At 44.4% G+C, this 19,557-nt stretch carries 23 protein-coding genes and 1 riboswitch; of the genes, 5 read left to right on the top strand and 18 right to left on the bottom strand.

What is annotated here, in order from left to right; all coding sequences use genetic code 11:
- A riboswitch (cobalamin riboswitch) is annotated at positions 1-157 on the bottom strand.
- 107 nt (positions 158-264) lie between these two features.
- Complete coding sequence (locus HMPREF1863_RS05540; RefSeq protein ID WP_068368320.1) at positions 265-717, top strand: C-GCAxxG-C-C family (seleno)protein; 453 nt, start codon at positions 265-267, stop codon at positions 715-717.
- A gap of 42 nt (positions 718-759) precedes the next feature.
- Here HMPREF1863_RS05540 and HMPREF1863_RS05535 read toward each other — a convergent pair whose 3' ends face one another.
- Together HMPREF1863_RS05535 and HMPREF1863_RS05530 are read right to left on the bottom strand one after the other, a co-directional pair.
- Positions 760-927 carry a 2-hydroxymuconate tautomerase gene (locus tag HMPREF1863_RS05535; RefSeq protein ID WP_068368317.1) on the bottom strand — a complete coding sequence of 56 codons (168 nt, stop codon included), beginning with the start codon at positions 925-927 and terminating at the stop codon, positions 760-762.
- A gap of 83 nt (positions 928-1,010) precedes the next feature.
- Entirely contained in the window at positions 1,011-1,448 is a 438-nt protein-coding gene (locus tag HMPREF1863_RS05530; RefSeq protein ID WP_232300130.1) for a hypothetical protein, read from the bottom strand.
- Positions 1,449-1,655: 207 nt separating this feature from the next.
- Here HMPREF1863_RS05530 and HMPREF1863_RS05525 point away from each other — a divergent pair, with 207 nt between their 5' ends.
- Together HMPREF1863_RS05525 and HMPREF1863_RS05520 are read left to right on the top strand one after the other, a co-directional pair.
- Entirely contained in the window at positions 1,656-1,913 is a 258-nt protein-coding gene (locus HMPREF1863_RS05525; protein ID WP_068368312.1) for an AbrB/MazE/SpoVT family DNA-binding domain-containing protein, read from the top strand.
- Positions 1,913-2,179, top strand: coding sequence for a type II toxin-antitoxin system RelE/ParE family toxin (locus HMPREF1863_RS05520; RefSeq protein ID WP_068368305.1), 267 nt, complete (start codon positions 1,913-1,915; stop codon positions 2,177-2,179). The genes HMPREF1863_RS05525 and HMPREF1863_RS05520 overlap by 1 nt, the downstream gene beginning before the upstream one ends.
- A 39-nt stretch (positions 2,180-2,218) precedes the next feature.
- Here the strand turns inward: HMPREF1863_RS05520 and HMPREF1863_RS05515 are convergent, their stop codons facing one another.
- The 6 genes from HMPREF1863_RS05515 to HMPREF1863_RS09475 all read right to left on the bottom strand — a co-directional run bounded on the left by HMPREF1863_RS05515 (position 2,219) and on the right by HMPREF1863_RS09475 (position 6,606).
- Positions 2,219-3,019, bottom strand: a complete 801-nt coding sequence (locus HMPREF1863_RS05515) for an MBL fold metallo-hydrolase (protein ID WP_068368302.1) — start codon at positions 3,017-3,019, stop codon at positions 2,219-2,221.
- 23 nt (positions 3,020-3,042) lie between these two features.
- The gene (locus HMPREF1863_RS05510; RefSeq protein ID WP_068368344.1) at positions 3,043-3,522 is read right to left on the bottom strand and encodes an ABC transporter permease; all 480 of its coding nucleotides are present in this window, start codon (positions 3,520-3,522) and stop codon (positions 3,043-3,045) included.
- Positions 3,523-4,163: 641 nt separating this feature from the next.
- Positions 4,164-5,381 (bottom strand): oxygen-binding di-iron domain-containing protein, encoded by a 1,218-nt coding sequence (locus HMPREF1863_RS05500; protein ID WP_068368297.1) that lies wholly within the window; start codon positions 5,379-5,381, stop codon positions 4,164-4,166.
- A gap of 148 nt (positions 5,382-5,529) precedes the next feature.
- Positions 5,530-5,715, bottom strand: a complete 186-nt coding sequence (locus HMPREF1863_RS05495) for a ferredoxin (RefSeq protein ID WP_068368294.1) — start codon at positions 5,713-5,715, stop codon at positions 5,530-5,532.
- Between the two features lie 20 nt (positions 5,716-5,735).
- A complete protein-coding gene (locus tag HMPREF1863_RS05490) occupies positions 5,736-6,389 on the bottom strand; it encodes a cupin domain-containing protein (protein ID WP_068368291.1) in 654 nt (217 codons plus the stop codon).
- An 85-nt stretch (positions 6,390-6,474) separates the two neighbouring features.
- Complete coding sequence (locus HMPREF1863_RS09475; RefSeq protein WP_083508528.1) at positions 6,475-6,606, bottom strand: DUF1858 domain-containing protein; 132 nt, start codon at positions 6,604-6,606, stop codon at positions 6,475-6,477.
- Between the two features lie 90 nt (positions 6,607-6,696).
- Here HMPREF1863_RS09475 and HMPREF1863_RS05485 point away from each other — a divergent pair, with 90 nt between their 5' ends.
- A complete protein-coding gene (locus HMPREF1863_RS05485) occupies positions 6,697-7,368 on the top strand; it encodes a Crp/Fnr family transcriptional regulator (RefSeq protein ID WP_068368288.1) in 672 nt (223 codons plus the stop codon).
- 172 nt (positions 7,369-7,540) lie between these two features.
- Here the strand turns inward: HMPREF1863_RS05485 and HMPREF1863_RS05480 are convergent, their stop codons facing one another.
- From HMPREF1863_RS05480 to HMPREF1863_RS05465, 4 genes are all read right to left on the bottom strand, one after another.
- Positions 7,541-9,064: a DUF438 domain-containing protein gene (locus HMPREF1863_RS05480; RefSeq protein ID WP_068368286.1), complete on the bottom strand. Its 1,524-nt coding sequence runs from the start codon at positions 9,062-9,064 to the stop codon at positions 7,541-7,543.
- 495 nt (positions 9,065-9,559) lie between these two features.
- Positions 9,560-11,038, bottom strand: coding sequence for a glutamate--tRNA ligase (gene gltX, locus HMPREF1863_RS05475; protein ID WP_068368284.1), 1,479 nt, complete (start codon positions 11,036-11,038; stop codon positions 9,560-9,562).
- Positions 11,039-11,047: 9 nt separating this feature from the next.
- Positions 11,048-11,767 (bottom strand): PHP domain-containing protein, encoded by a 720-nt coding sequence (locus tag HMPREF1863_RS05470; RefSeq protein WP_068368281.1) that lies wholly within the window; start codon positions 11,765-11,767, stop codon positions 11,048-11,050.
- A 288-nt stretch (positions 11,768-12,055) separates the two neighbouring features.
- On the bottom strand, positions 12,056-12,916 hold the full coding sequence (locus HMPREF1863_RS05465; protein WP_068368279.1) for a CPBP family intramembrane glutamic endopeptidase: 861 nt from the start codon (positions 12,914-12,916) through the stop codon (positions 12,056-12,058).
- Positions 12,917-13,302: 386 nt separating this feature from the next.
- Between HMPREF1863_RS05465 and HMPREF1863_RS08910 the strand changes: the two genes are divergently transcribed.
- Positions 13,303-13,431 carry a hypothetical protein gene (locus tag HMPREF1863_RS08910; protein WP_232300129.1) on the top strand — a complete coding sequence of 43 codons (129 nt, stop codon included), beginning with the start codon at positions 13,303-13,305 and terminating at the stop codon, positions 13,429-13,431.
- A gap of 107 nt (positions 13,432-13,538) precedes the next feature.
- Here the strand turns inward: HMPREF1863_RS08910 and HMPREF1863_RS05460 are convergent, their stop codons facing one another.
- The 6 genes from HMPREF1863_RS05460 to HMPREF1863_RS09235 all read right to left on the bottom strand — a co-directional run bounded on the left by HMPREF1863_RS05460 (position 13,539) and on the right by HMPREF1863_RS09235 (position 19,542).
- Positions 13,539-15,074 carry an S-layer homology domain-containing protein gene (locus tag HMPREF1863_RS05460; protein WP_068368276.1) on the bottom strand — a complete coding sequence of 512 codons (1,536 nt, stop codon included), beginning with the start codon at positions 15,072-15,074 and terminating at the stop codon, positions 13,539-13,541.
- A 103-nt stretch (positions 15,075-15,177) separates the two neighbouring features.
- On the bottom strand, positions 15,178-16,842 hold the full coding sequence (gene proS / locus HMPREF1863_RS05455) for a proline--tRNA ligase (RefSeq protein WP_068368273.1): 1,665 nt from the start codon (positions 16,840-16,842) through the stop codon (positions 15,178-15,180).
- A gap of 10 nt (positions 16,843-16,852) precedes the next feature.
- On the bottom strand, positions 16,853-17,257 hold the full coding sequence (locus tag HMPREF1863_RS05450; protein ID WP_068368270.1) for an FMN-binding protein: 405 nt from the start codon (positions 17,255-17,257) through the stop codon (positions 16,853-16,855).
- A 79-nt stretch (positions 17,258-17,336) separates the two neighbouring features.
- The gene (locus tag HMPREF1863_RS05445) at positions 17,337-18,377 is read right to left on the bottom strand and encodes a LacI family DNA-binding transcriptional regulator (protein ID WP_068368267.1); all 1,041 of its coding nucleotides are present in this window, start codon (positions 18,375-18,377) and stop codon (positions 17,337-17,339) included.
- Positions 18,378-18,385: 8 nt separating this feature from the next.
- On the bottom strand, positions 18,386-19,273 hold the full coding sequence (locus HMPREF1863_RS05440) for a diacylglycerol/lipid kinase family protein (RefSeq protein ID WP_068368265.1): 888 nt from the start codon (positions 19,271-19,273) through the stop codon (positions 18,386-18,388).
- Entirely contained in the window at positions 19,270-19,542 is a 273-nt protein-coding gene (locus tag HMPREF1863_RS09235) for a hypothetical protein (RefSeq protein WP_068368263.1), read from the bottom strand. Before HMPREF1863_RS09235 ends, HMPREF1863_RS05440 begins: the two co-directional genes overlap by 4 nt.
- Between the last annotated feature and the right edge of the window lie 15 nt (positions 19,543-19,557).

Here is a 19,557-nt window from a genome sequence, read left to right as displayed (position 1 = left end):
GAAGATAGCGAACCGTAGGCAGGTATCCTGACTTCCAATCTTCGGGTAAACCCACGCCCGTCATCCTTCCCTTGCAGTGAATGGCGGGCTCGATTTTCACAGTGGCGAGACCGTGCGCCGCGAGCGACTTCCCTATACCTACACCTATATTATAGTAGAGCATTAACATAAAGTCATGATCGAAAGCCGCCCTCTCAAAACTTCCGCTCCATGATAGAATAGAATGTAGGAAACAGAATATTTGGAAACAACGAGGTGATAAACATGAACACAAAAGTGGACATGGAAAAAGTAAAAGCATATGCCGACGAAGCTTTCCATTCGGGCTACGCCTGCTCGGAAACGGTCATCGATACCTTTAGAAAAAGTTTGGATCTGGACATCCCCGACGAAGCCATCGCCATGAGTTCGGGCTTTCCCTGGGGACTGGGCGGAGGCGGCTGCATCTGCGGCGCCCTGGCCGGCGCTACCATGTGCATCGGCTACCTTTACGGCCGCACGGAAAAAGGCGATCCGAAAATCAATCGCTGCTTCGAGCTAAGCAAGAAAATGCATGATTCCTTTAGAGAAAAAAACGGCGCTACCTGCTGCCGCGCCTTGACCCACGGCTACGACAACGACGATCCCCATCGCAAATGTAAATGCGCGGGCATCGTGGAAAACACCATGGAAGATTTAATGGCCATCGTCGCGGAAGCGGAAAAAGAAAATAAATAGACACAAAAAATACCCCTCGCAAGGGGTATTTCTCATTTTAAGCTATTGTTCGTTGTAGTAATCGTTGCGCTTCATATCTTGGAACACCACGTGAATGTGTTCCTTGGGAGCGCCCGCATGTTTGTGTACGGATTCGATAATTTCCTTTGCGATTTCAGCTTTTGCTTCGTCGGAGCGACCTTCGACGAGTTCTACATGAATAAATGGCATAATATTCCTCCTTTTTTATTATTATATCCAATTCGAGAAAAAGGGTCTAATAAAGTTTTCCCTTTCGAAAAAAATTTCGACCGCTACGCCGTCTTTTTCCTTAAAAGCAAATAATTACGAATAAACAAAATCCCCGACAGAGCCAGTGCCGAGCCGAGACCTGTGTAGAAAAAAGCGATAAAACTTTCCGGAACAAACCCCGATGCCCGCAAGCCGATGCCCACGCTCATCATGGTCAACATGATGAGATAGGATTTTTTATCGAAGAAATACCAAAACGGCTTCGCCTCGCCATAGTCTAAAATACGCTCCGTGTGGCTTTCCGTCATATTAAAAAACATTCTGCCGAAAAGAGCGAAGATCACCAGCGAAAGAGGATGCAAATACCACGCGCCCCCAATATTGCCATAGGATATGACGCCGAGACGCGCCACATTAAACCCCGCCATAAACCATACCGCTCCTGCAAACAAGAGCAGATTTTTATTCTTCACGCGAAACATCATCATCACCTGCTTCATAAACTCTTACATCATAAAAAAACATTTTCTTCGTTTGTTATATATTCCCAAAAACCAAACCCTTATTCTGTTTTTAAAAAAATTTACTCGGAAATGTTAAGAAGAAAAACGCCGATACCATTTCTTCTGACCCACCCCTTGACTATTTTCTTATTACCGATTAAGATTTTGTTAGAAAGTTTGAATTTCTGATAAGGAGGCTCTAACATGTTAGTAGAACTGAAGGCGAAATCGCAAGTTACGATTCCGAAAGATATCGTAAACTCTATGGAATTAAATCAAGGCGACCAATTTGAAGTCATGGAAGAGAATGGAAAAATTATCCTCGTTCCCGTGGCAATTTATCCCGAACATGTTATTAAAAATTTAAAAGCGGAAGTTCAAGAAATCAAAGAATCCATAAAAAATGGAGCACAACCCGTCTTTGATTCCATCGATTCCCTATTCGAGGCACTAGACAAATAATGCCTTATAAAATTACGTACTCAAAGGCATTTAAAAAACATTACAACAAACTATCCGATAGTGAAAAAAAGCAAACGCAACAGAAACTTAAATTTTTCGTAGAAAATCCCACTCATCCCTCGTTAAGAACCAAAAAGATTCTGGGTGCCGACGGCATTTGGGAATCATCCATCACGATGGATATTCGCATTATTTGGTTCTATGAAAATAACGAACTCGTTTTTCTCCTCGATATCGGACATCACGATATACTCAACAAATATTAAAACCTCCTCTATCCAATGTAGAGGAGGTTTTTCGTCGTTCTACTTTTTTTCGACAAAAGGATTGTATTCCCCGTCTTGATGAAAAGGCGTCGCCTTGCCGAACACGGCGCTTTCGTCGATGTGGGCAAAAATCTGTTCCGAATAAGGATGCATGCCGCTATGGCCCGTGCAAACATACTCGAGAGAATATCCCTTCAACTTCTCTTTCAGCGCGGCGAGGGACTTTTTATTGCGAGGGGGATCTTGAGTGAAAAAATCGAAAAAAGCATAGCCGCCATTATCGTTGACGGCGAGGCAATCTCCCGATACGATGATCTTGTCATCGACGACATACACCGTGTGGCCTACGGTGTGACCGGGCACGGGAATAGCTTCCACCTTGATCCCTTCGACCTCGAAATCCTCGTTGCCCTTAATGGGCGTCCAGCCGTCGGCAATGTGCACGCAATTGTGGAAAATACCCTTTCTGCGAACGTCTCCGGTCATGTAGCGCATTTCCTGCGCACCCATATACACCTGCGCCTCGGGAAAAAGAATCCGCCCGCTACTGTCCATTCCCCCTGCGTGATCCGTGTCCAGATGCGTTAAAAACAAATGCTTAATCCTTTTCGGATCGATCTGAATCTTCTGAAACTCCGAATCGATGGCGCTGTAATTCAAATGGCCGCTATCAAAGGCGATGGTGTTGCCATTTTTCGTGTAAAACCATAAATTAACATCATACTCGCGAATGCAGCTCATGCCGCCATGTAACACGCCCGTGTCTTCCGGTTTGCAATAATACTTTCCCCGCATGGTAAGAGGTTTAATCTTATCGTCAAAAAAATACAACCACTTCACACATGTCACCTCCTGAAAAAATTCTAAAATAACGTTAAGAGATAACCGTCGAGTAAAGCGACCAAAGCATACATCACCAAGCCCCTTACAAAAGCGTCGACATGCTTTTTCGGGTTTTGGTAAAGAGCCTTTTCAGGAATTTTTGAAAACCTGATGCGCTTTGTGTTCCGCCACCAAAATAAATCGATCACCACGAGATCAAACACATTCAGCACTTCCCCTAAGATCAGAAGAGAAACGACATTTTCCAAAAAAATATCTCGGCGAATAAAACGTCCGAAGATGAGAAGCAAAAGGGCGAACACTACGAAATTAGCGATGAACGCAACGAAAAAATTAGATTCCTTCCATTTTCCCCGGTATTCCTCCATTTCTTTAAGACGCAATTGAACCTCGTCGGGATAAGAACTAAAATATTTTAAATTCTTTTCGTCCGTGCCCGTGCCTAAAAAACATAAGGCGAACAAAAGAGAACACAAGACGATCACTTCTACCAAAAGCATACTCATCGCCTCACACTTTCAAAAATGCCAACATCATCTACTCCTATTATATTTCGAATGATAGTGATTTTCAAAAATATGGGTATGCTTTTTTGTAAAAAAGGATAAGGGTAAAAAACTTCTTTTCTTTCAAAAGGTATATTTATCAGAATGAATTTTAAAAAATACGCACACATAAAACGACTAGTTAATTGGGTTTCATACAACCCGAAAACCATGTCGCGGGGAAGAGGGAAAGGGCTCAGAGGCAAAGGCCGCGTTTCCCTCTTCCCCGCGCGCCCCATCTCCCTTTCCGGCCGGCACTATAACGTAAAATGCCAACGGCATTTTACTGATTATTGTCTGGCGCCAGCGGAAGTTATGCTTCACCGGGAAATAAAATCTCACGCTCACCTTGCGATGGCAAAATGCATCGCCTGAAACAGAGCGTCTCTTTCCGCGACGAATCTAAAAGATCTCTTTGCTAGTAGCTCGACTCATAATAATTCTCTCCGCAACACAGCCCAACACAAATCTGGGGTTGTTAGGACTAAAAAGCGTTAAAATGGAAAGGATTGGGGTCCGTGTAAATTAAAAAGTGCCTGACCCCAAAGTCGGACATAAAAATCCAGCCTTTCGGAGTCAGGGCACATGACCTATTTTTAATTTTTGTCTTTATCTTCAAATGTCGACGCATCGAGCAGAGCTTTAGAGAACTCTTCAGTTCCTTTTAAGAATGCATCATCCGGCATCCAAGAAGCTTTCAACTCTTCGTCTATAAGTTTAAAACCTGCCTTTTCGAGCTCTTCTCGTAAAACTTTGTTACCTTCTCCCGACCATCCGTAGGAACCGAAAACTCCCGCTACTTTGTCTTTAAATTTAAGCTCTTGAAGGAAGTGTAACCAGCCTGAAATCGTGGTAATTGCAGATTGTCCGACTGTGGGAGAGCCTACAGCTATGGCCTTCGATTTAAAAACTTCAGTCATGATGTCATTTCTGTCCATTTCTGCTACAGATAGAACTTTTGTCCTTGTCGATGGGGAAAGCTCTCTTATATCATCTGCAATTTTGTGGGCAATTTTTTTAGTTGCTCCCCACATCGAGTCGTAGATAATTGTAACCTGATCTTCCTTATAAGCATCTGCCCATTCTGCATATTTCTCTATTATTTCTAGAGCATTTTCTCTCCAAATACTACCGTGGCTTGTCGCAATGATATCTATGGGCAAGTTCATAGCCACAATTTCTTCAATCTTCTTTTTGGCAAAAGACGAAAAAGGATTTAAAATGTTCGCATAGTACTTCATAGCTTCATTCCAGAGAATCGTCGGGTCTGCCTTGTCATTGAAGAGCTCACTTAAGGCGTAATGCTGACCGAAGGCATCGTTGGAAAACAAAATATTGTCTCCGGTCAAATATGTCGCCATTGAATCCGGCCAATGAAGCATTCTCATTTCTACAAATACTAATTGTTTCCCATTACCTATATCCACAGAATCACCGGTCTTTACAACTCTATAGTCCCATTCCGGATGATGGTACTGTCCAATAAGAGATTTTTTACCGTTGGCTGTACAGAAAATCGGCGTATTTGGAATTTCCTCCATAATTTCTAATAAAGATCCTGAATGATCGGGTTCTCCATGGTTAATAACGATATAATCAATTTTTTTCAGGTCGATTTCGCTCTTTAAATTCTTTACAAACTCTTCTTTATGGGGGGTCCATACAGTATCGATTAATACCGTCTTTTCTTCTTTGATCAAATAAGCATTTTGGCTGGATCCATTGTGCACGGAGTATTCTGTTCCATGAAATTCTTGAAGTTCCCAGTCAATTTTGCCGACCCAATATACATTGTTCTTAATTTGCTTTTTCATTATTTCCACTCTCCTTCTCTATAGTTATCGAATATAATCGAAATCTTTTTTAATTAGTGGACGAAAATCGTCTTTTCGGTTTCTCCGGTATGCCAGATGTCTCGATATCCCTTCATAAACGCCTATCTCCAATTCACAACATCTGCTTTTATGCTTCTTCTATTGCACCTACCGGGCAACTATCCTTCGCTTCTTCTGCTGCGGCTTCTGAATCCGCAGGTACTTCTGTTTCAATAGCCTTTGCTTTGTCTTCATCAGTCATAGAAAATACTTCCGGGCATATCCCTACGCAAAGTCCACATCCGATGCAGCTTTCATTTACTCTGTATTTCACTATGATAACCTCCCTTTCTACTATTTCAAGGTAATAAGAAGAGCCATCTTAAATTTCTTTGTCGATTTTACTGAATGCAGACCGCCCTTGGCAAAGTGAAAATTTTCACCGGCATGAATTACATGATCTTTTCCCTCGTATCCGACCACTGCCTCGCCGTCCAAGGCGAAGATAATTGCCTCGCCCGGAGCAGCGTGTTCGGAAAGGCTCGTTCCTTCATCAAAGGCCATGACGACGAGCTTCATCTTGTCATTGTGCACTACGTCCATATTGACGATCTTACCTTCCGCATAGGGTACAAGATCTCCCAGCTTAAAAACTTCTCCTGCTTTGACTAATTCGTTCATTATGGTCTCCTTTCCTACGCATACTTCTGTGTATATGCTACCTTCTGCCGTTCGTATTCCTATAGGAATCTCCGTCAATGTTAAGATGCTGTCCCCTGCTTGCAACATTTGTGAAAAGCCGTCATTTCCGTAAACCTCCACACTTCCTTCCGCAACGATGATCAGTTTGTGATAAGGATAAATTTCCGCACTGATATCGGTATTTTGAGCAAGGGAAAAATATGAGATTGCATTGACTCCTCCGGCAATCTCTCTCGATACGGTACATCCCGGAATCGCCGGATTATCCTTTCCTATGGAAAAGACTTTACCTGTTTTTTCTTTCATTTCATCACTTCCCTGTCTCGGTTATTTTTCATTAATAGATTTTACGACCTTTATAATGTCGACCCATGGACGGCGCATGCCTCCTCTAGACTATCCCCCTGAAGGCAGGACATCCGAACCGATGCATGCCGATTCCATAAAATACTTCCATTGCTTCGCAATATCGGCTTAGGATATCGCTAATGATCGTTTTTCCCTTTATATTGACACTTCCCATGTTTTTTACTCCTCTCTATCGACTTTCTATTTATATTGTAGTACGATTGTTGCAACATGTATGTTGCCACAGCAACTAATTGGAGGTTTTATGAATACATTTTTTCTGGCAAACACGCAGCTTTTTCGCGGTATTAGAGAAGACGAAATAACAGAGCTCCTCCACTGCCTGGGGGCAAGTGAGCGCAGATTCCAAAAAAACGACGTCATCTTCCGAGCCGGATCGCCCGTCAACGAGATCGGGCTTATAGAATCCGGTAGCGTCAATATCGTGGTTAATCTCTATTGGGGAAACAGCATCATATTCGGACACATCGGTAGGGGAGAGGTTTTTGCGGAAAACTACGCGGCTATACCCGGAAAGGAACTTCTGTGTGATGTCGTCGCTACAGAGAACACTAAAGTAATCTTTTTGAAAATGCACAACATTCTGACGACCTGCCAAAAAGGATGCGCCTATCATAAGCGTATCATTCAGAATATGCTTCGCATCTCCGCTCAAAACAATTTGAATATGTCCTCCCGTATGATGCATACCGCATCCAAATCTCTACGAGACCGACTCCTGTCATACCTGTCCGAGCAGGCACTGGAGCACGGAAGTTCGCAATTTACCATACCGTTTAATCGTCAACAACTTGCTGATTACCTCGCAGTAAATCGCAGTGCCATGTCAAAAGAACTTTCTAAAATGCAGGAGGAAGGGCTTATAACTTATCGAAAAAATAAATTCATATTGACGGAGACTGTTCATAATGAATAAATAGCCGTTCGATCGTATCCATTACCTCCCGTAGAAGCGGATGATCTTTTTTATCTCGAGGACAAGCCATGTCCCATGGAATAAAAAAGAAGATACCGAAATCAATTAATGCACCATTTCCACAAAAAAATTCTCTGCCTTTAATCTTAGCAGAGAATTTTTTTGTGCAATTTTATGCTTCTTTTCCAAGGAAGTGTTCTTTCGTAAATTCCATATCTTGTACCAGTTCCAGGGTGCCTAGGTACTTGCCGGCCCCGTCTCGTACGGCCATATATTTAACAAGCATTGTCCGCCCCTCTTTTTCCATCCAAACCTCTACAAGATCGCGATTGCCATCTCTGAAATCACCTATAATCTGACGCACCATCGGCTCGATTTTCGGCGGATGACAAGAGAAAACCTCACGGTTCAGTGCTGCGAGAGGACGTTTGAACACCTTCGTTCCTTCGCCGAAGAATCGATTAATATTATCTGCATCGACAAATGTGATCTCCATGGGAATCGCGTTCAAAAGTGCAGTAAGCTGCTCTATGGTCAAGCGCCCTCCCGGCATGACAATCTCTCCTTCCGAGGCGGCCGCCATGGTCGTCACTGTATTTTCGGCTTCTTCCCAAATCTCCTGCTCAATACCGAAGCAAACAGAATAGTCCTTGGAATCCCGATAAATGCCGTACCAATCCTGTTCTGTAAAATTAACGGCACAAATGGGGAACAAAATATTCTGTTCTTTATAAATCATCTCCTCAGCACGAGTAAGCACGGCTTCAAGCTCGGCGCTCCATTCCTTGCCATGCTCTCTTTCACTCGCAAGGGTGCGCAGCTCATCTCGAATTTCATCGTCTACCGTCCACATCACATCAGAAGGGCCGGATATTCCATAATTAACTTTCAGCAGAGGATAGAGGAGATCTCCCTTCTTGGCGTAATGAATTGAAAGTTGACGAATTTCAGAAAGGAGCGATTCATCTTTGCTTTCTTTAAATTTCGCAAGCAATGTCGACAATGCCTCATTTTCTTTCTTCAACGTGTCAAGCGGATGCCCGGGAATTGCTGCGAGTTCTGAAGCCTTTACGTTTTTATCTGTATAATCCTTTTCAGGGAATTGATCTTTCTTCTTTAATTCCTCTTGAGCATTTTTTCTTAAAATCGAAGCTTCGACTTCCTTTTCGGCATTGGCAATTTTCTCTTCCGTAGTGGACCCGTGAAATAGCGCAGAGTGAATATCACATAGGCGCTGTACCTCATTGAGCGGCGTGCCTTCCTTCAATAATTCCTGTTCCGCTTCCATAATCTCGGACGCCTCGACTTCTCCAAAATCACGGACAAAATCTTTTCTGACTTCTTCCAGCTCTTCTCCATCACCAAGCCTTCTCAAATAAGCTTTTATTTGCTCTTTACGTCCTGTGGAAGGATTCTTCGTTTTTTCTTCCTTTCCTTCAACTCTCGATACAGTCTCTATATCCGGTATATCGCCGATAAGTTCAAATCCATTACTCATTAGAGTAGTCACTACATCCATCATTGAAATTTTCTTCAGCTTAGCGCCCTTCGGGATCGTCATCATTTTGCCCACAGAATGCAGCATAGGCTTTTTCGCAACCTCGGTAAAACCAAGACCCGCCATCATCTCGACAAGCTCCGGATACTCCTGCGTCAACTCGAAGACTGTTTTATTTAAATCAAGTTTTTTTGCCATGTCCATAACTCCTTTCACTTCTCACTTTTCTTTATTGTAAACCTAAAAGGAATTTGCGTATGTTGTTTTAACAACGGTTTTGTGTAAATGATGAAAGCTTTTATAGGATCGGTGATGAAGTTTTTTTAAGAAAACAAAAACGAGCCCGATCTTCAATAAACTCCTTAATAGTCGCATATAACCTAAATCAATGTCTAATCCAATTTATGTTCAGTACATAGAGCAGCGGTTCTCCTAGATTAATATATGACATCGACGCCTTTATTTTTCTTCTGTGACACAGTTTCTCGTTATCCACGGGATTTAACATTTCTATACCAAGAAGTTTTCTATCTCTCAGATAATTTTTAAAGATCCGGCTTTTCCATACCCTTATATGGCTATCTTTTTACTATCACCGTAGAACGAACATTATGTAAAAAAAATCGAGCAAGCATATTGCTTACTCGATTAAATCCGATTTTATGGAGTCACCTCATCGGGACAAGATCTCTTTTATGCGAAATAGCTTTTTGCTTTTTCTAATCTCTTTAATATCTCGTCTTTTCCCAAAAGATAAATAATGTTGCTGAGTTCCGGGCCGTGGACGTTTCCCGTCATGGCGGCGCGGGCGGGCATGTAAAGGTTCTTTCCTTTGACGCCGCTTATCTTTTGTACTTGTTTCATGAGTTTGCCGGCTTCTTCCAAGGTGATCTCGTCCATTTCGCCGAGGATTTCTTGGAGTCCTTCGATTACTTTCGGCGCCGATTCGGATTTTAATTGCTCGAGTGCCGCTTCTTCTGTTACCTCGTAGTCGTCGTAAAGGAAGCCGCAGGCTTCAGGAACTTGTTCCAATCGATCCAAGCCGTCTTGAATGGTTTCCATTAAGACGCGGTAGTGTTCGGGATTTTTTTCCACGTCTTCTTTTGTAAAGAGTCCCGCTTTTTCGATATAGGGCATGGCCATATCCAGGAGTTCGTCGGCGGAAAGTTCTTTCATGTAATGGCTGTTGACCCAATCCAGTTTTTTCACGTCGAAGACGCCGCCGGTTTTGGCGATGCGCTTGGTGTCGAAGGCTTTAATAAGCTCGTCCATGCTGAAGATTTCCTGATTGTCTTCAGGCGACCAGCCGACGAGGGCCAAATAGTTGACCAGGCCTTCGGGCAGGTAGCCGTGGCCGCGGAAGTCTTCTACGGACACGTCGCCTTGGCGTTTGGAAAGTTTTTTGTGATCGCTGTTTAAAACGCCGGGGAGGTGAATGTAGGTCGGTACTTCCCAGCCCAGGGCTTCGTAAAGGTACACGTGTTTCGGCGTGGAGGGAAGCCATTCTTCCCCGCGAATAATGTGGGTAATGCCCATTAAGTGGTCGTCGACGACGACGGCCATGTGGTAGGTGGGGAAGCCGTCGCTTTTCATGAGCACTTGATCGTCCATTTCGTTGCTGTTAATGGTGATGGTGCCGCGGGCTTCGTCCTCAAAGGAAATGTCGCGGTCGTGAGGAAGTTTTAAACGCACGACATAATCTTCTCCGTTGGCGATGCGTTTTTTTGCTTCTTCCATGGAGACGCCGCGGCAAAGGCCGTCGTAACGGGGTACTTTGCCTTTTATTTTTTGTTCTTCCCGCAAGTTATCTAACCGTTCTTTTGTGCAGAAGCAGTAGTAAGCGTGGCCGGATTCCAAAAGTTGATCTACGTATTTTTTGTAAATATCGAGACGTTTCGATTGAATGTATGGGCCGCAATCGCCTTTTTCTACGACTTCGCCGTTTTCCATCATGACGCCTTCGTCGATTTCAAGGCCTGCCCATGTTAAGGAGCGAATGAGGTTTTCGATGGCTCCTTCTACAAAACGGGTTCTGTCCGTGTCTTCGATGCGAAGTAAAAATTTTCCGTTATGTTGTCGCGCGTAAAGATAGTTGTAAACGGCCGTTCTCAATCCGCCGATATGCAGATAGCCCGTCGGCGACGGCGCAAAGCGTACGCGTACGTTATCCATTGTTCCTCCTTATTTTTCCATTAGCGTAAATGCGGAAAGTATGTCTTCGTCCTTCCAGGTGTTGACGATCAACTCTTCGGGATAGTCCAATTCTTCCAGGAGTTCTCTCGCCAAATCGAAGTTCCCCACTTCCACATCCATGTGAGCGTCGCTGCCCACGATGACTTTCATGTTTTTTTCTTTTCCTAACGGCAATAGTACCTTTAGGTTTTCCCTTGCCCCTTGACGCGGCCCATTAACTTTCAAAGATGAATTGTTGACCTCACAAAAAAGATCTCGCTCTACGATAAAATCCGAGAGCAAATCGTAATCTAAAGGAAAACGTCGATCGTCCGGGTGGCCGACAATTCTCACCAAGGGATGGCTACAGGCTTTGATAATGGCCTGTGTGTTTTCTTCCTTGGTTTTGGAACTGTAACATTGGCGATGCAAGCTTACGATGGCATAATCTACGCGACCTCCGTCGAGATCGATGTCGATTTCCCCTTGCGGATTTAAAATGTTGGCTTCTACACCGCAAAGCACGTGTATATCGTCGATGATCCGGGGAATTCCGCGGTAGTTTGCAAATACCGCATTACTAAAAACGCCCGGCATGGCTTTGGCGTGGTCACTGGTTCCGAGAATCGTCAATCCTTTTTGTTTGGCGACGTTTATATTCTCTCTAAGAGTGGAATAAGCGTGTCCGGAGGCGATGGTATGCGTATGCAAATCCATGTGTAAATTCATAATGCCTCCAATCTATCTTGTTTATTATAGCATAGCCTCCGAACATGGACAAAAACCGAGTGCTCACTTTCCCCATAAAAAAGCCCGACATGATGCACATTGAATTAGGGGCTTTAGAAAAACTCATTTAGAAAGTCTTTAGATAGCAAAAGAAAAGGCTATGAGTTTAATGCTCATAGCCTTTTCACTATTTTTTATAAATTTCCGCCTGCTCTACAACCATGTCAACTACTTCTTTACTCCATTAAGGAGAGTATCCGTTTTGATAAGGTTGAATTCTTGAATATACTATTTTCTTATATTTCTTACTTTCTTTCTTCTTTCTAAGTAAAATATAGCAAGAATGCTGATTATTTCAATAAATGTTACTAGTATACTACCCTCAGGTCCATATATTTCATCGTACAAGTTATAATTTAAAATTTTAAAGTTAAGTAAGCTATCAAATCCATTAAAGCCACTTACGTTTAAACCATAAATCATTGCCATGGAGAAATTCCAACCTGCGTGAACTCCAGAGGTCAACACAATATTTTCTTTGTAAAATAGTAATTTTGCAAAGAATATGCCCACTAGGATTGTGTTAAGAGTGGACAAAATCGTAACTCCCTCATTACCCAGGTGCAAAAGTCCAAAAAAAACCGAAGGAAGTAGAATTGCAACATTTCTTCCAAATCTATCACGTAGAACTCTCGTTAGGATTCCTCTTACCAAGACTTCTTCTGATGTTGACTGGATAAAAAATGCTATAAAGTAGGCAAGAAAAATCAAATTGAAATTGCCATAGTTACTTCCACTGTATCCAAGGGCTCCCCTTCCCAAGTCTAATAAGACATAAATTGAAATTTGCAGGAATCCGAGGAAAAGTCCAATGCTAGTGGTTTTGGCAAGGCTTTCTCTCTTAAAAAAGATGTAGTCACTTTTCTTTTTCAAAATAAATTTTACAAACAAGATGGCCGCCAATAGTTGACCTGTAGTTCCCATTAACATCACTAGGTTTGCATTTTTATAGTCGCTGTTAAAATAGGTTTTTCCGTAAAAAATGAGTGACAGGGCAAGCATAATCCCACCAGTGAAGATGGCGATTGTCAGTAGCAAAATAAAAAGCCTTAATATAATTTTAGAAAATTTCTTCACTTTATTTTCCATAGTCTTCTAACCTTTCTTCTTTAATCTCGTCCCATTTTAGCTCTGGTGTGAGGAGTTGCACTTATGACTTTTTGTAAGTCCAGTTTATTCATCTTTTCATTCATTATTCTTTACATAATTTATCATATGAAAATCCCATACTGCACCCCTGATCACATTGCACTTCGTGTAATTTTTCTGTCACACATTCTATAACTTAATCTCTCCATATTTCTTAAGACGAATCTATTTCCGCCTTCTTTTTTAATCGAAACATTGCGTTTATTTGGGCTAGCGAAGGGAGAATATGACCATCAACAGAAATCAACTAAACTAGAGAAACTTTTACAAAATCGCAGCCAGAAGAACTTAATGTGGACTCATTCGTTAAGCTTGTTAGGAAGTGCATGGGTATTAAAGAAATTGAACCAGGAATAATAAGAATTTTTATAGAGACGATTTTTGCAGTTCAATCAGAAAAAGCTCCAGATGCAAAGTTAAAGATACAAACCGTCTTGATTTATGCAACTTTATAGGGAAAATTGACATTTGAAAATCGGCATAAAATTTAATACCTTCATGCCGATTTAATATTAAAGAATAAAATCCCTAACTAAAAGCCCGACGCATCGGGCTTTTCTTCTTATTGAGGTTGTCCTGTGGCTTCCAGTATTTGGTAATAGCTCCACATATCTTTCTTCACGTCTTTAAAGGAATTGACGGCATAGGTATCGAGGAAGTTTTTGTTGGCTTCCCGGCCCAGGGCTTTGTTGAGGGCGGCGCATACTTCCTGGCGGGTAATGTTCGCAGAAGGCGCAAAGCGTCCGTCGCCTCGTCCGCTCATTAAACCGGCGCTTTCCACAGCGGCGATGTAACCGCTCGCCCAGTGATCGCTTTTTACGTCTTTGTAAGGGCTTCCCCCTTGCATGGGTTGGAGACCGGCATACCCTGCCAAAATGCGGGCAAATTCCGCGCGGGTAATGGTTTTTTGCGGTTTAAAGATGCCGTCTTGATAGCCGTTGATTAAACCTTTTTTCTCCATATAGCCTACGGAGGATGCGTACCATTTGCTGTCGTCGATGTCTTTAAAGGAACTGAAGGCGCCGACTTTTTCCCCTCGAGTTAAAACGCGTGTAAAGACGGCGGATACTTCCGCGCGGCTCATGGCATTTTTCGGCTTAAAGGTTTTGTCGGGATAGCCTGTCATATATCCGGGGCGAGCCACTTTTAGCGCTTCTTCCAGTGCTTTTTGCACGCTCGCCATTTCGCCCGGGTAGCTTTCTTCTTTTGCCAAGGCAAATTCCGCCGTGGCGACGGCGGCGTTTATTTGGAGATGGTCTACGTGGGTGCCGTTTTTCAGGGGAACGGATTTCACCATGTCCAAGTAATCCTGCATTTTTTTGCGGTTCGGATTTGATCCTGTCTGGATTTTTTCCGCGCTCTTTACTTTCACCTTAACGGTTTCGTTTTGTTTGCCCAACGCAAATTCAAAACTCAGTTCCGATCCCTCCGCCTGAGGGTTGACGACGATGGCGAAGGTGCCGTTGCTTTTCGCCACGCCGCTTCCGATAAGGGTGCGCCCGTTAAAGACGCGCACGCGAGTTTTCGCCGGCGCTTTTCCCGTAAGGGTGTTGTCCATGGGCTCGATGGTGTCTACGGTAAAGAGCCCGGAGGGTTTCGGTTGCCCTTTTTCGCTTACCACATCTCGTTGGATGCTCTTGGCTTTTCCCTTCGTATCCACCACGCTGTAAGCGTACGACATTTTGACTTCGTTTATGTTTTTAACGCCTTTTTTAAATTTTCCGTTGAGGATCAGATTCAGTTCTCTTCCCCTTACGTTTTTCGCATCGGGAATGACGAGGGTAATAATCTCTTGTTTCGGCCCGTCGCTTTTCGATGCGGAAAGTCGGTAGTCGTTGTCGCTTAAGGGGCCGTCCAATTTAAAATCATCGACACGTACCGATTTATCCACGAGAAAGGACAGTGAGAATGTCTTCAGGTTTTGTTTGTAATCAGTAGGCAGTGTAATAGCGAGGCTCATCGGGTAGCTGTCTCCCCCTTTTTGCTGATAGGTTTTGGGAAGGGACAGTGTCGTCTGTACATCTTCAACCGCATAGACCCCGGTGGTCACGCTTAGAAAAAGACAGAGCATCGCCCATAGTAATACTCTTTTTCTCATACCATACCTCCTTTTCGTCTATTATAAGGCTTTTTTTCTTTCCTCACGTTACGATTTTATAACATTCATAAAAAGAAAAACCTCGTCGCGCGAGGTTTTTAGTTTATGAAAGTGCCTTTAGGACAAAATCCAGCACACCGTCACGAGGAAGTTTTTCAACGTCTCCTCCGCGGCGTTTACATTCGTAAAGTCCTTCTGCAATGTCTTTCCCCGCCGTAATTTGTAGGGGGATGCCCAGCAAATCCCGGTCGTTAAATTTGACGCCTGCCCGTTCGCCTCGGTCGTCCAGCAAGACGGAGATCCCTTTTTCTTTCAGGGCGCGGTACAGGTCGAGGCCGCCTTCCATTTGATCTTCTTTTTTTATATTGACGACGGTAATCGCCACATCGTAAGGTGCGAGGCCTACGGGGAAGTTCAACCCTTTATCGTCGTGATGGGCTTCTAAAACTGCCGCCATCATGCTCGTCACGCGAGCGGCGACGCCGGTAGTAACGAAGGGCATTTCCTTGCCTTCTTCGTTTATGAATTGAACGTTCATGGCTTTTGCAAATCCATCGCTCGGTTTTTTTACGCGAAGTAGTTCAAAGCCCGTGCCGAAGGTGTAAGCTTCGCCCTCCGGCGTTTCGTCTCCTTCTTCTACGGAGAGGAGATCGTCTGCGATTTCCGCTTCGAAATCTCTGCCGTAGTTTACGTTTTTTCTGTGGTAATCTACGCGATTGGCGCCGACGACCATGTTGTCAATTTTGGTGACGGAACGGTCTACAATAATGCGCGCTTTTTCGCTCAGGCCGATGGGGCCCGTAAAGCCGGGGAAAGATCCCATTTCGCCGATGGTTTCTTCATCGAGCATGTCGATAGATTCTTCTCTTACTTTTAAATAGGCGGCGAGTTTTTTCAGGTTTAAATCTCGGTCGCCGGGAACGAAGACGAAAAGCGCATCGCCGTCTACATTGAGATCCACCGCTTTGGCACAGCGGGCGGGCTCGACGCCGATCATATCGCTTAAATCTTTAATGGTGGCCGCATCGGGCGTGTGCACATCTTCTATTTCCAGAGGCTCTTCCCCTCCGGGCAATGTGTAGCGAACGGGCGCCAGGTCTTTATAATAGGATTTCTCGCCGCACCACGCCAATTCTACGGGATAGCCTTCGCCCGTGCCGTAGAAAATATAGGCGTCGTCGGTTTCCACGGCTTTATAGGATAATTGCCAACGATCGAAGAGGGCTTTCGCCTTTTCGATTTTGTCGCGGTAAAAGTCCTCGCTTCCTTCTACGGATGTATGGAAGCGATAGCCGTCGATGACTTCGCTCTCCCGGGCGTCGCCAAAGCCTGCCTTCGGTTTTTCCACATCGCGAAATTCTTTTTCCGATTCGTAAAGGAAAAGGGGCAGTTGTTTGTAGCTTTTAAGTTCGCCGCTTACGAGATTTAAGAAGGCTTCTTCCGATTCCGGGGCGAGGGCGGCTTGGCGGTTGTAGCGATCCGCCACTTTATACATTCCCGAGCCATAGTTTTCCCAGCGGCCGCTGGCTTCCCACATGGCCCTGGGTTTTAAGCGGGAAGTGGATACTCTTAACCCGTCTTCAAAGAGGGCGCGGGTAATGTCCCCTTTTAATTTTTCCACCATTTCCACGCCATAGGGAAGTAGGCTGTAAACGCCGACGCCTGTCATGCGCGCCATGGCGCTTCTGGCCATTAAACCGTGGGCGCGGGTAACGGCTTCTGCCGGTTCTTCACGAAGGGTCGGCAAATAATAATGGGATAATTTCATGGGGCTCCTTTCATTCCGCTTGGCGAATGCAGTTTTTCGCCGCTTCTAAAAATCCGTAGCTGGCTTCCGTGGCGCCGGATACCGTGTCAACATCGGCGGATTGTTTTTTTATCACGCGGTCTTCCAATGTTTCGAAGGCATCTTCCACGACGCCAACATTTTCCGAATGGTCTACGACGTGCACGCTGTCGATGTAGCCGTCGCGCACGCGCATTTCCACGCGAATCGCGCCTTGCATGCCGCGGCCTTCCGAGGCGTAGGTGCCGTCTTCCAGCAAACGCCGCCCCTCCGCCCGTTCTTCTACGGGTAATGTGTTCGTTTCATCTTCAACTGGCTCTTCCGCACTATAACTTACAGAGGCTCCGCAACCTGTAAGCAATAGGCATGCCGATAAACTCATGATGAGTTTTTTCAATGGACTGACTCCTTTATAATCAATGAATGAATCAATAAATTTCTTTCTTATTAAATTATAACGAATATGAAAAGAGGCTTCAATCGTCTGATTCTCCGCTTTTTTTCGTTAGGTCGACGACACTTTGACGCTTAATGATTTCCACGGGAAGGAGAATCATTTCGTCGTCGCGATCGGCGTTTTTCTCATCTAAAATTTTGAAAAGTTTCCGAATGGCCACGGCGCCGATGTCGTAATAAGGCTCTTTGACCGTGGTCAGTTTCGGGCGGTAAATTTCAGAAAGGGTGGTGCCGCCGAAGCCCGCAAAGGAAATGTCCTCGGGAATACGCACGCCCTTATCCCGCATAACGTTCATTAAGTGAATGGCCATTAAATCCTGGCTGCAGAAGAGAACGGAATATTTTCCGCTAAGTAAATCGTCTTCGTGTTCTTCAAAAACCTCGACGGCATCTTTTTCCGTCAAACCTTCGCAATATAAAATCGACGGCTTGAGCCCGGCGGCGCGCATGGCGTCGCGATAACCGCGAATCTTGTATTTTTCGTTGGTACGATCCATGTCTTTTCTCAACGCCACGTAGCCGATGGAGGTATGGCCTAAATTAATGAGGTAATCGGTCATATTAAAGCTTGCCGCTTTGTTGTTGGTGGTAACTGTCGGCGCTTCGTCGATATTATAGAAGCGATTGATGACGACGCAGGGAATTTTAAATTCGTCTAATTTATAAAGTAGCTTTTGGTTTAAAATTTCCGAAATTATAATGATCCCTTCCACTTGTTTTTGGCTGAAGAGATTGGCGAATTTCAGTTCCACTTCGGGATCGCCGTAGGAAGAGGAAAGTAAAATATCGTAATTATACATTCTGCCGATTTCTTCAACGCCTCGAAGGACTTGGGATACGTATTGATTCCCTACGTCGGATACGATGACGCCGATAATATTACTTTTCTTCGTTACCAAACTTCTCGCCACTTCGTTGGGCTTGTAATCCAATACGCCGATAGCGTGGAGCACGCGGCGTCTCGCTTCGGGGCTAACCGGTTTTGAGTCGTTAATAACTCGGGAGACAGTGGAAATGGAAACATCCGCCATCTTCGCTACGTCTTTAATTGTCGATGCCATAATTCCTCCTATTTCGTAATGATTTGAATGGCGCCGGGTACCACTTGAATGGTTTTCGGTAAAAGGGGGCCTTTTTCGCCGTCGATGTCGATGTGCATTTCCTTGTCCGCATTGAGTGATACGCGTTTTACTTTTCGATAGATAAAATGATCGTGATCGATATGTTTTCCGAGACCGATGGAGGTAAAAAGCTCCAGTAATTTCGAAAGGCTCATTTTTTCGATGACGATTAATTCCAGTTCTCCGTCTTCCACATCGGCTGTGGGGCTGATTTTTGAAAAGCCGCCGACGCTGGACGAATTAGAAACCATGGCGATGAGTGCCTGTGTTTCAAAGGTTTCCTCGTCGGTTTCCACCGTCAGTTTAAAGCTGTCTTTGGAAAGATCGGTTACGCGAAAAGCCCGTAGCCCTTCGGCGTAATAGGCGAGCCTGCCCATGGTGGACTTGGCTTCTCCCGCCACATTGTAGCCGATTTCCGTAAAAAGACCGGCGGCGCATACATTGACAAAGGCGCGATCGCCGCAGAGGCCGATATCCACATTGCGCCTTTTGCCGTAAAAGACCATGGCGTAAAAATCGTAGGGATCTTTCGGAATGCCTAAGGATTCGGCAAAATCGTTTACCGTTCCCGCCGGGTAAATGCCGAGGGGCACTTTGCGTTTGGCGGCATACAACCCGCTGACCACTTCGTTGACCGTGCCGTCGCCGCCCATGGAAATAATACAGTCTTCCCCGTCATCTTCCATGGCAAAGCGTTTGGCGTCGCCGCTTTTCTGCGTAAATTCCAAGATCACCGTCGCGCCTTTGGCCGCAAAGGGGACGATTAGTTTTTTTATAACTTCCATCGCCTCTTCTCTGCCGCTGGACGGATTGGCGATGATTTTTATACGCTTCATACCACACCTCTATTCACTTCTATTATACGCCATGGCGAACGATTCCACAAAAGTTCTTTCCCCTTATTTTCATAAAATTTTCGGTGGAAAATAACTTGAAAAAATTCCCGGCAAGTCATGAATTCTTTTCCCGCGAAAAAAATATTGTCGCCATTTAGCCCGTTTTTTGTCCATGGCCTTTTCTTTAAAATGTGAAATCGGGAAAATATAAAAACTTTCCTCTCGATGATTTTTACGGCTGTTTTTGGAAAGCGTTTGATTTTTTCCACAAAAAAAGAAACGGC

Source organism: Aedoeadaptatus coxii (assembly GCF_001553115.1).
GTDB classification, from domain to species: Bacteria; Bacillota; Clostridia; order Tissierellales; family Peptoniphilaceae; genus Aedoeadaptatus; species Aedoeadaptatus coxii.
The sequence above is the reverse complement of the archived record's forward strand: the minus strand, read 5'-3'. Positions and strand labels throughout refer to the sequence as shown.

Bases quoted from the DNA above. Each gene is read 5' to 3' on its own strand.
- HMPREF1863_RS05465 (WP_068368279.1), bottom strand. From the start codon at position 12,916: ATGGAAAATAAAGTGAAGAAATTTTCTAAAATTATATTAAGGCTTTTT.
- HMPREF1863_RS05535 (WP_068368317.1), bottom strand. From the start codon at position 927: ATGCCATTTATTCATGTAGAACTCGTCGAAGGTCGCTCCGACGAAGCA.
- HMPREF1863_RS05490 (WP_068368291.1), bottom strand. From the start codon at position 6,389: ATGAAAGAAAAAACAGGTAAAGTCTTTTCCATAGGAAAGGATAATCCG.
- HMPREF1863_RS05445 (WP_068368267.1), bottom strand. From the start codon at position 18,377: ATGGCATCGACAATTAAAGACGTAGCGAAGATGGCGGATGTTTCCATT.
- HMPREF1863_RS05530 (WP_232300130.1), bottom strand. From the start codon at position 1,448: ATGAAGCAGGTGATGATGATGTTTCGCGTGAAGAATAAAAATCTGCTC.
- HMPREF1863_RS05500 (WP_068368297.1), bottom strand. From the start codon at position 5,381: ATGAAAAAGCAAATTAAGAACAATGTATATTGGGTCGGCAAAATTGAC.
- HMPREF1863_RS05520 (WP_068368305.1), top strand. From the start codon at position 1,913: ATGCCTTATAAAATTACGTACTCAAAGGCATTTAAAAAACATTACAAC.
- HMPREF1863_RS05485 (WP_068368288.1), top strand. From the start codon at position 6,697: ATGAATACATTTTTTCTGGCAAACACGCAGCTTTTTCGCGGTATTAGA.
- HMPREF1863_RS05440 (WP_068368265.1), bottom strand. From the start codon at position 19,273: ATGAAGCGTATAAAAATCATCGCCAATCCGTCCAGCGGCAGAGAAGAG.
- HMPREF1863_RS05470 (WP_068368281.1), bottom strand. From the start codon at position 11,767: ATGAATTTACACATGGATTTGCATACGCATACCATCGCCTCCGGACAC.
- proS (WP_068368273.1), bottom strand. From the start codon at position 16,842: ATGAAATTATCCCATTATTATTTGCCGACCCTTCGTGAAGAACCGGCA.
- HMPREF1863_RS09475 (WP_083508528.1), bottom strand. From the start codon at position 6,606: ATGGGAAGTGTCAATATAAAGGGAAAAACGATCATTAGCGATATCCTA.
- HMPREF1863_RS05480 (WP_068368286.1), bottom strand. From the start codon at position 9,064: ATGGCAAAAAAACTTGATTTAAATAAAACAGTCTTCGAGTTGACGCAG.
- HMPREF1863_RS05460 (WP_068368276.1), bottom strand. From the start codon at position 15,074: ATGAGAAAAAGAGTATTACTATGGGCGATGCTCTGTCTTTTTCTAAGC.
- HMPREF1863_RS05525 (WP_068368312.1), top strand. From the start codon at position 1,656: ATGTTAGTAGAACTGAAGGCGAAATCGCAAGTTACGATTCCGAAAGAT.
- HMPREF1863_RS05540 (WP_068368320.1), top strand. From the start codon at position 265: ATGAACACAAAAGTGGACATGGAAAAAGTAAAAGCATATGCCGACGAA.
- HMPREF1863_RS08910 (WP_232300129.1), top strand. From the start codon at position 13,303: ATGGGTATTAAAGAAATTGAACCAGGAATAATAAGAATTTTTATAGAG.
- HMPREF1863_RS05510 (WP_068368344.1), bottom strand. From the start codon at position 3,522: ATGCTTTTGGTAGAAGTGATCGTCTTGTGTTCTCTTTTGTTCGCCTTA.
- gltX (WP_068368284.1), bottom strand. From the start codon at position 11,038: ATGGATAACGTACGCGTACGCTTTGCGCCGTCGCCGACGGGCTATCTG.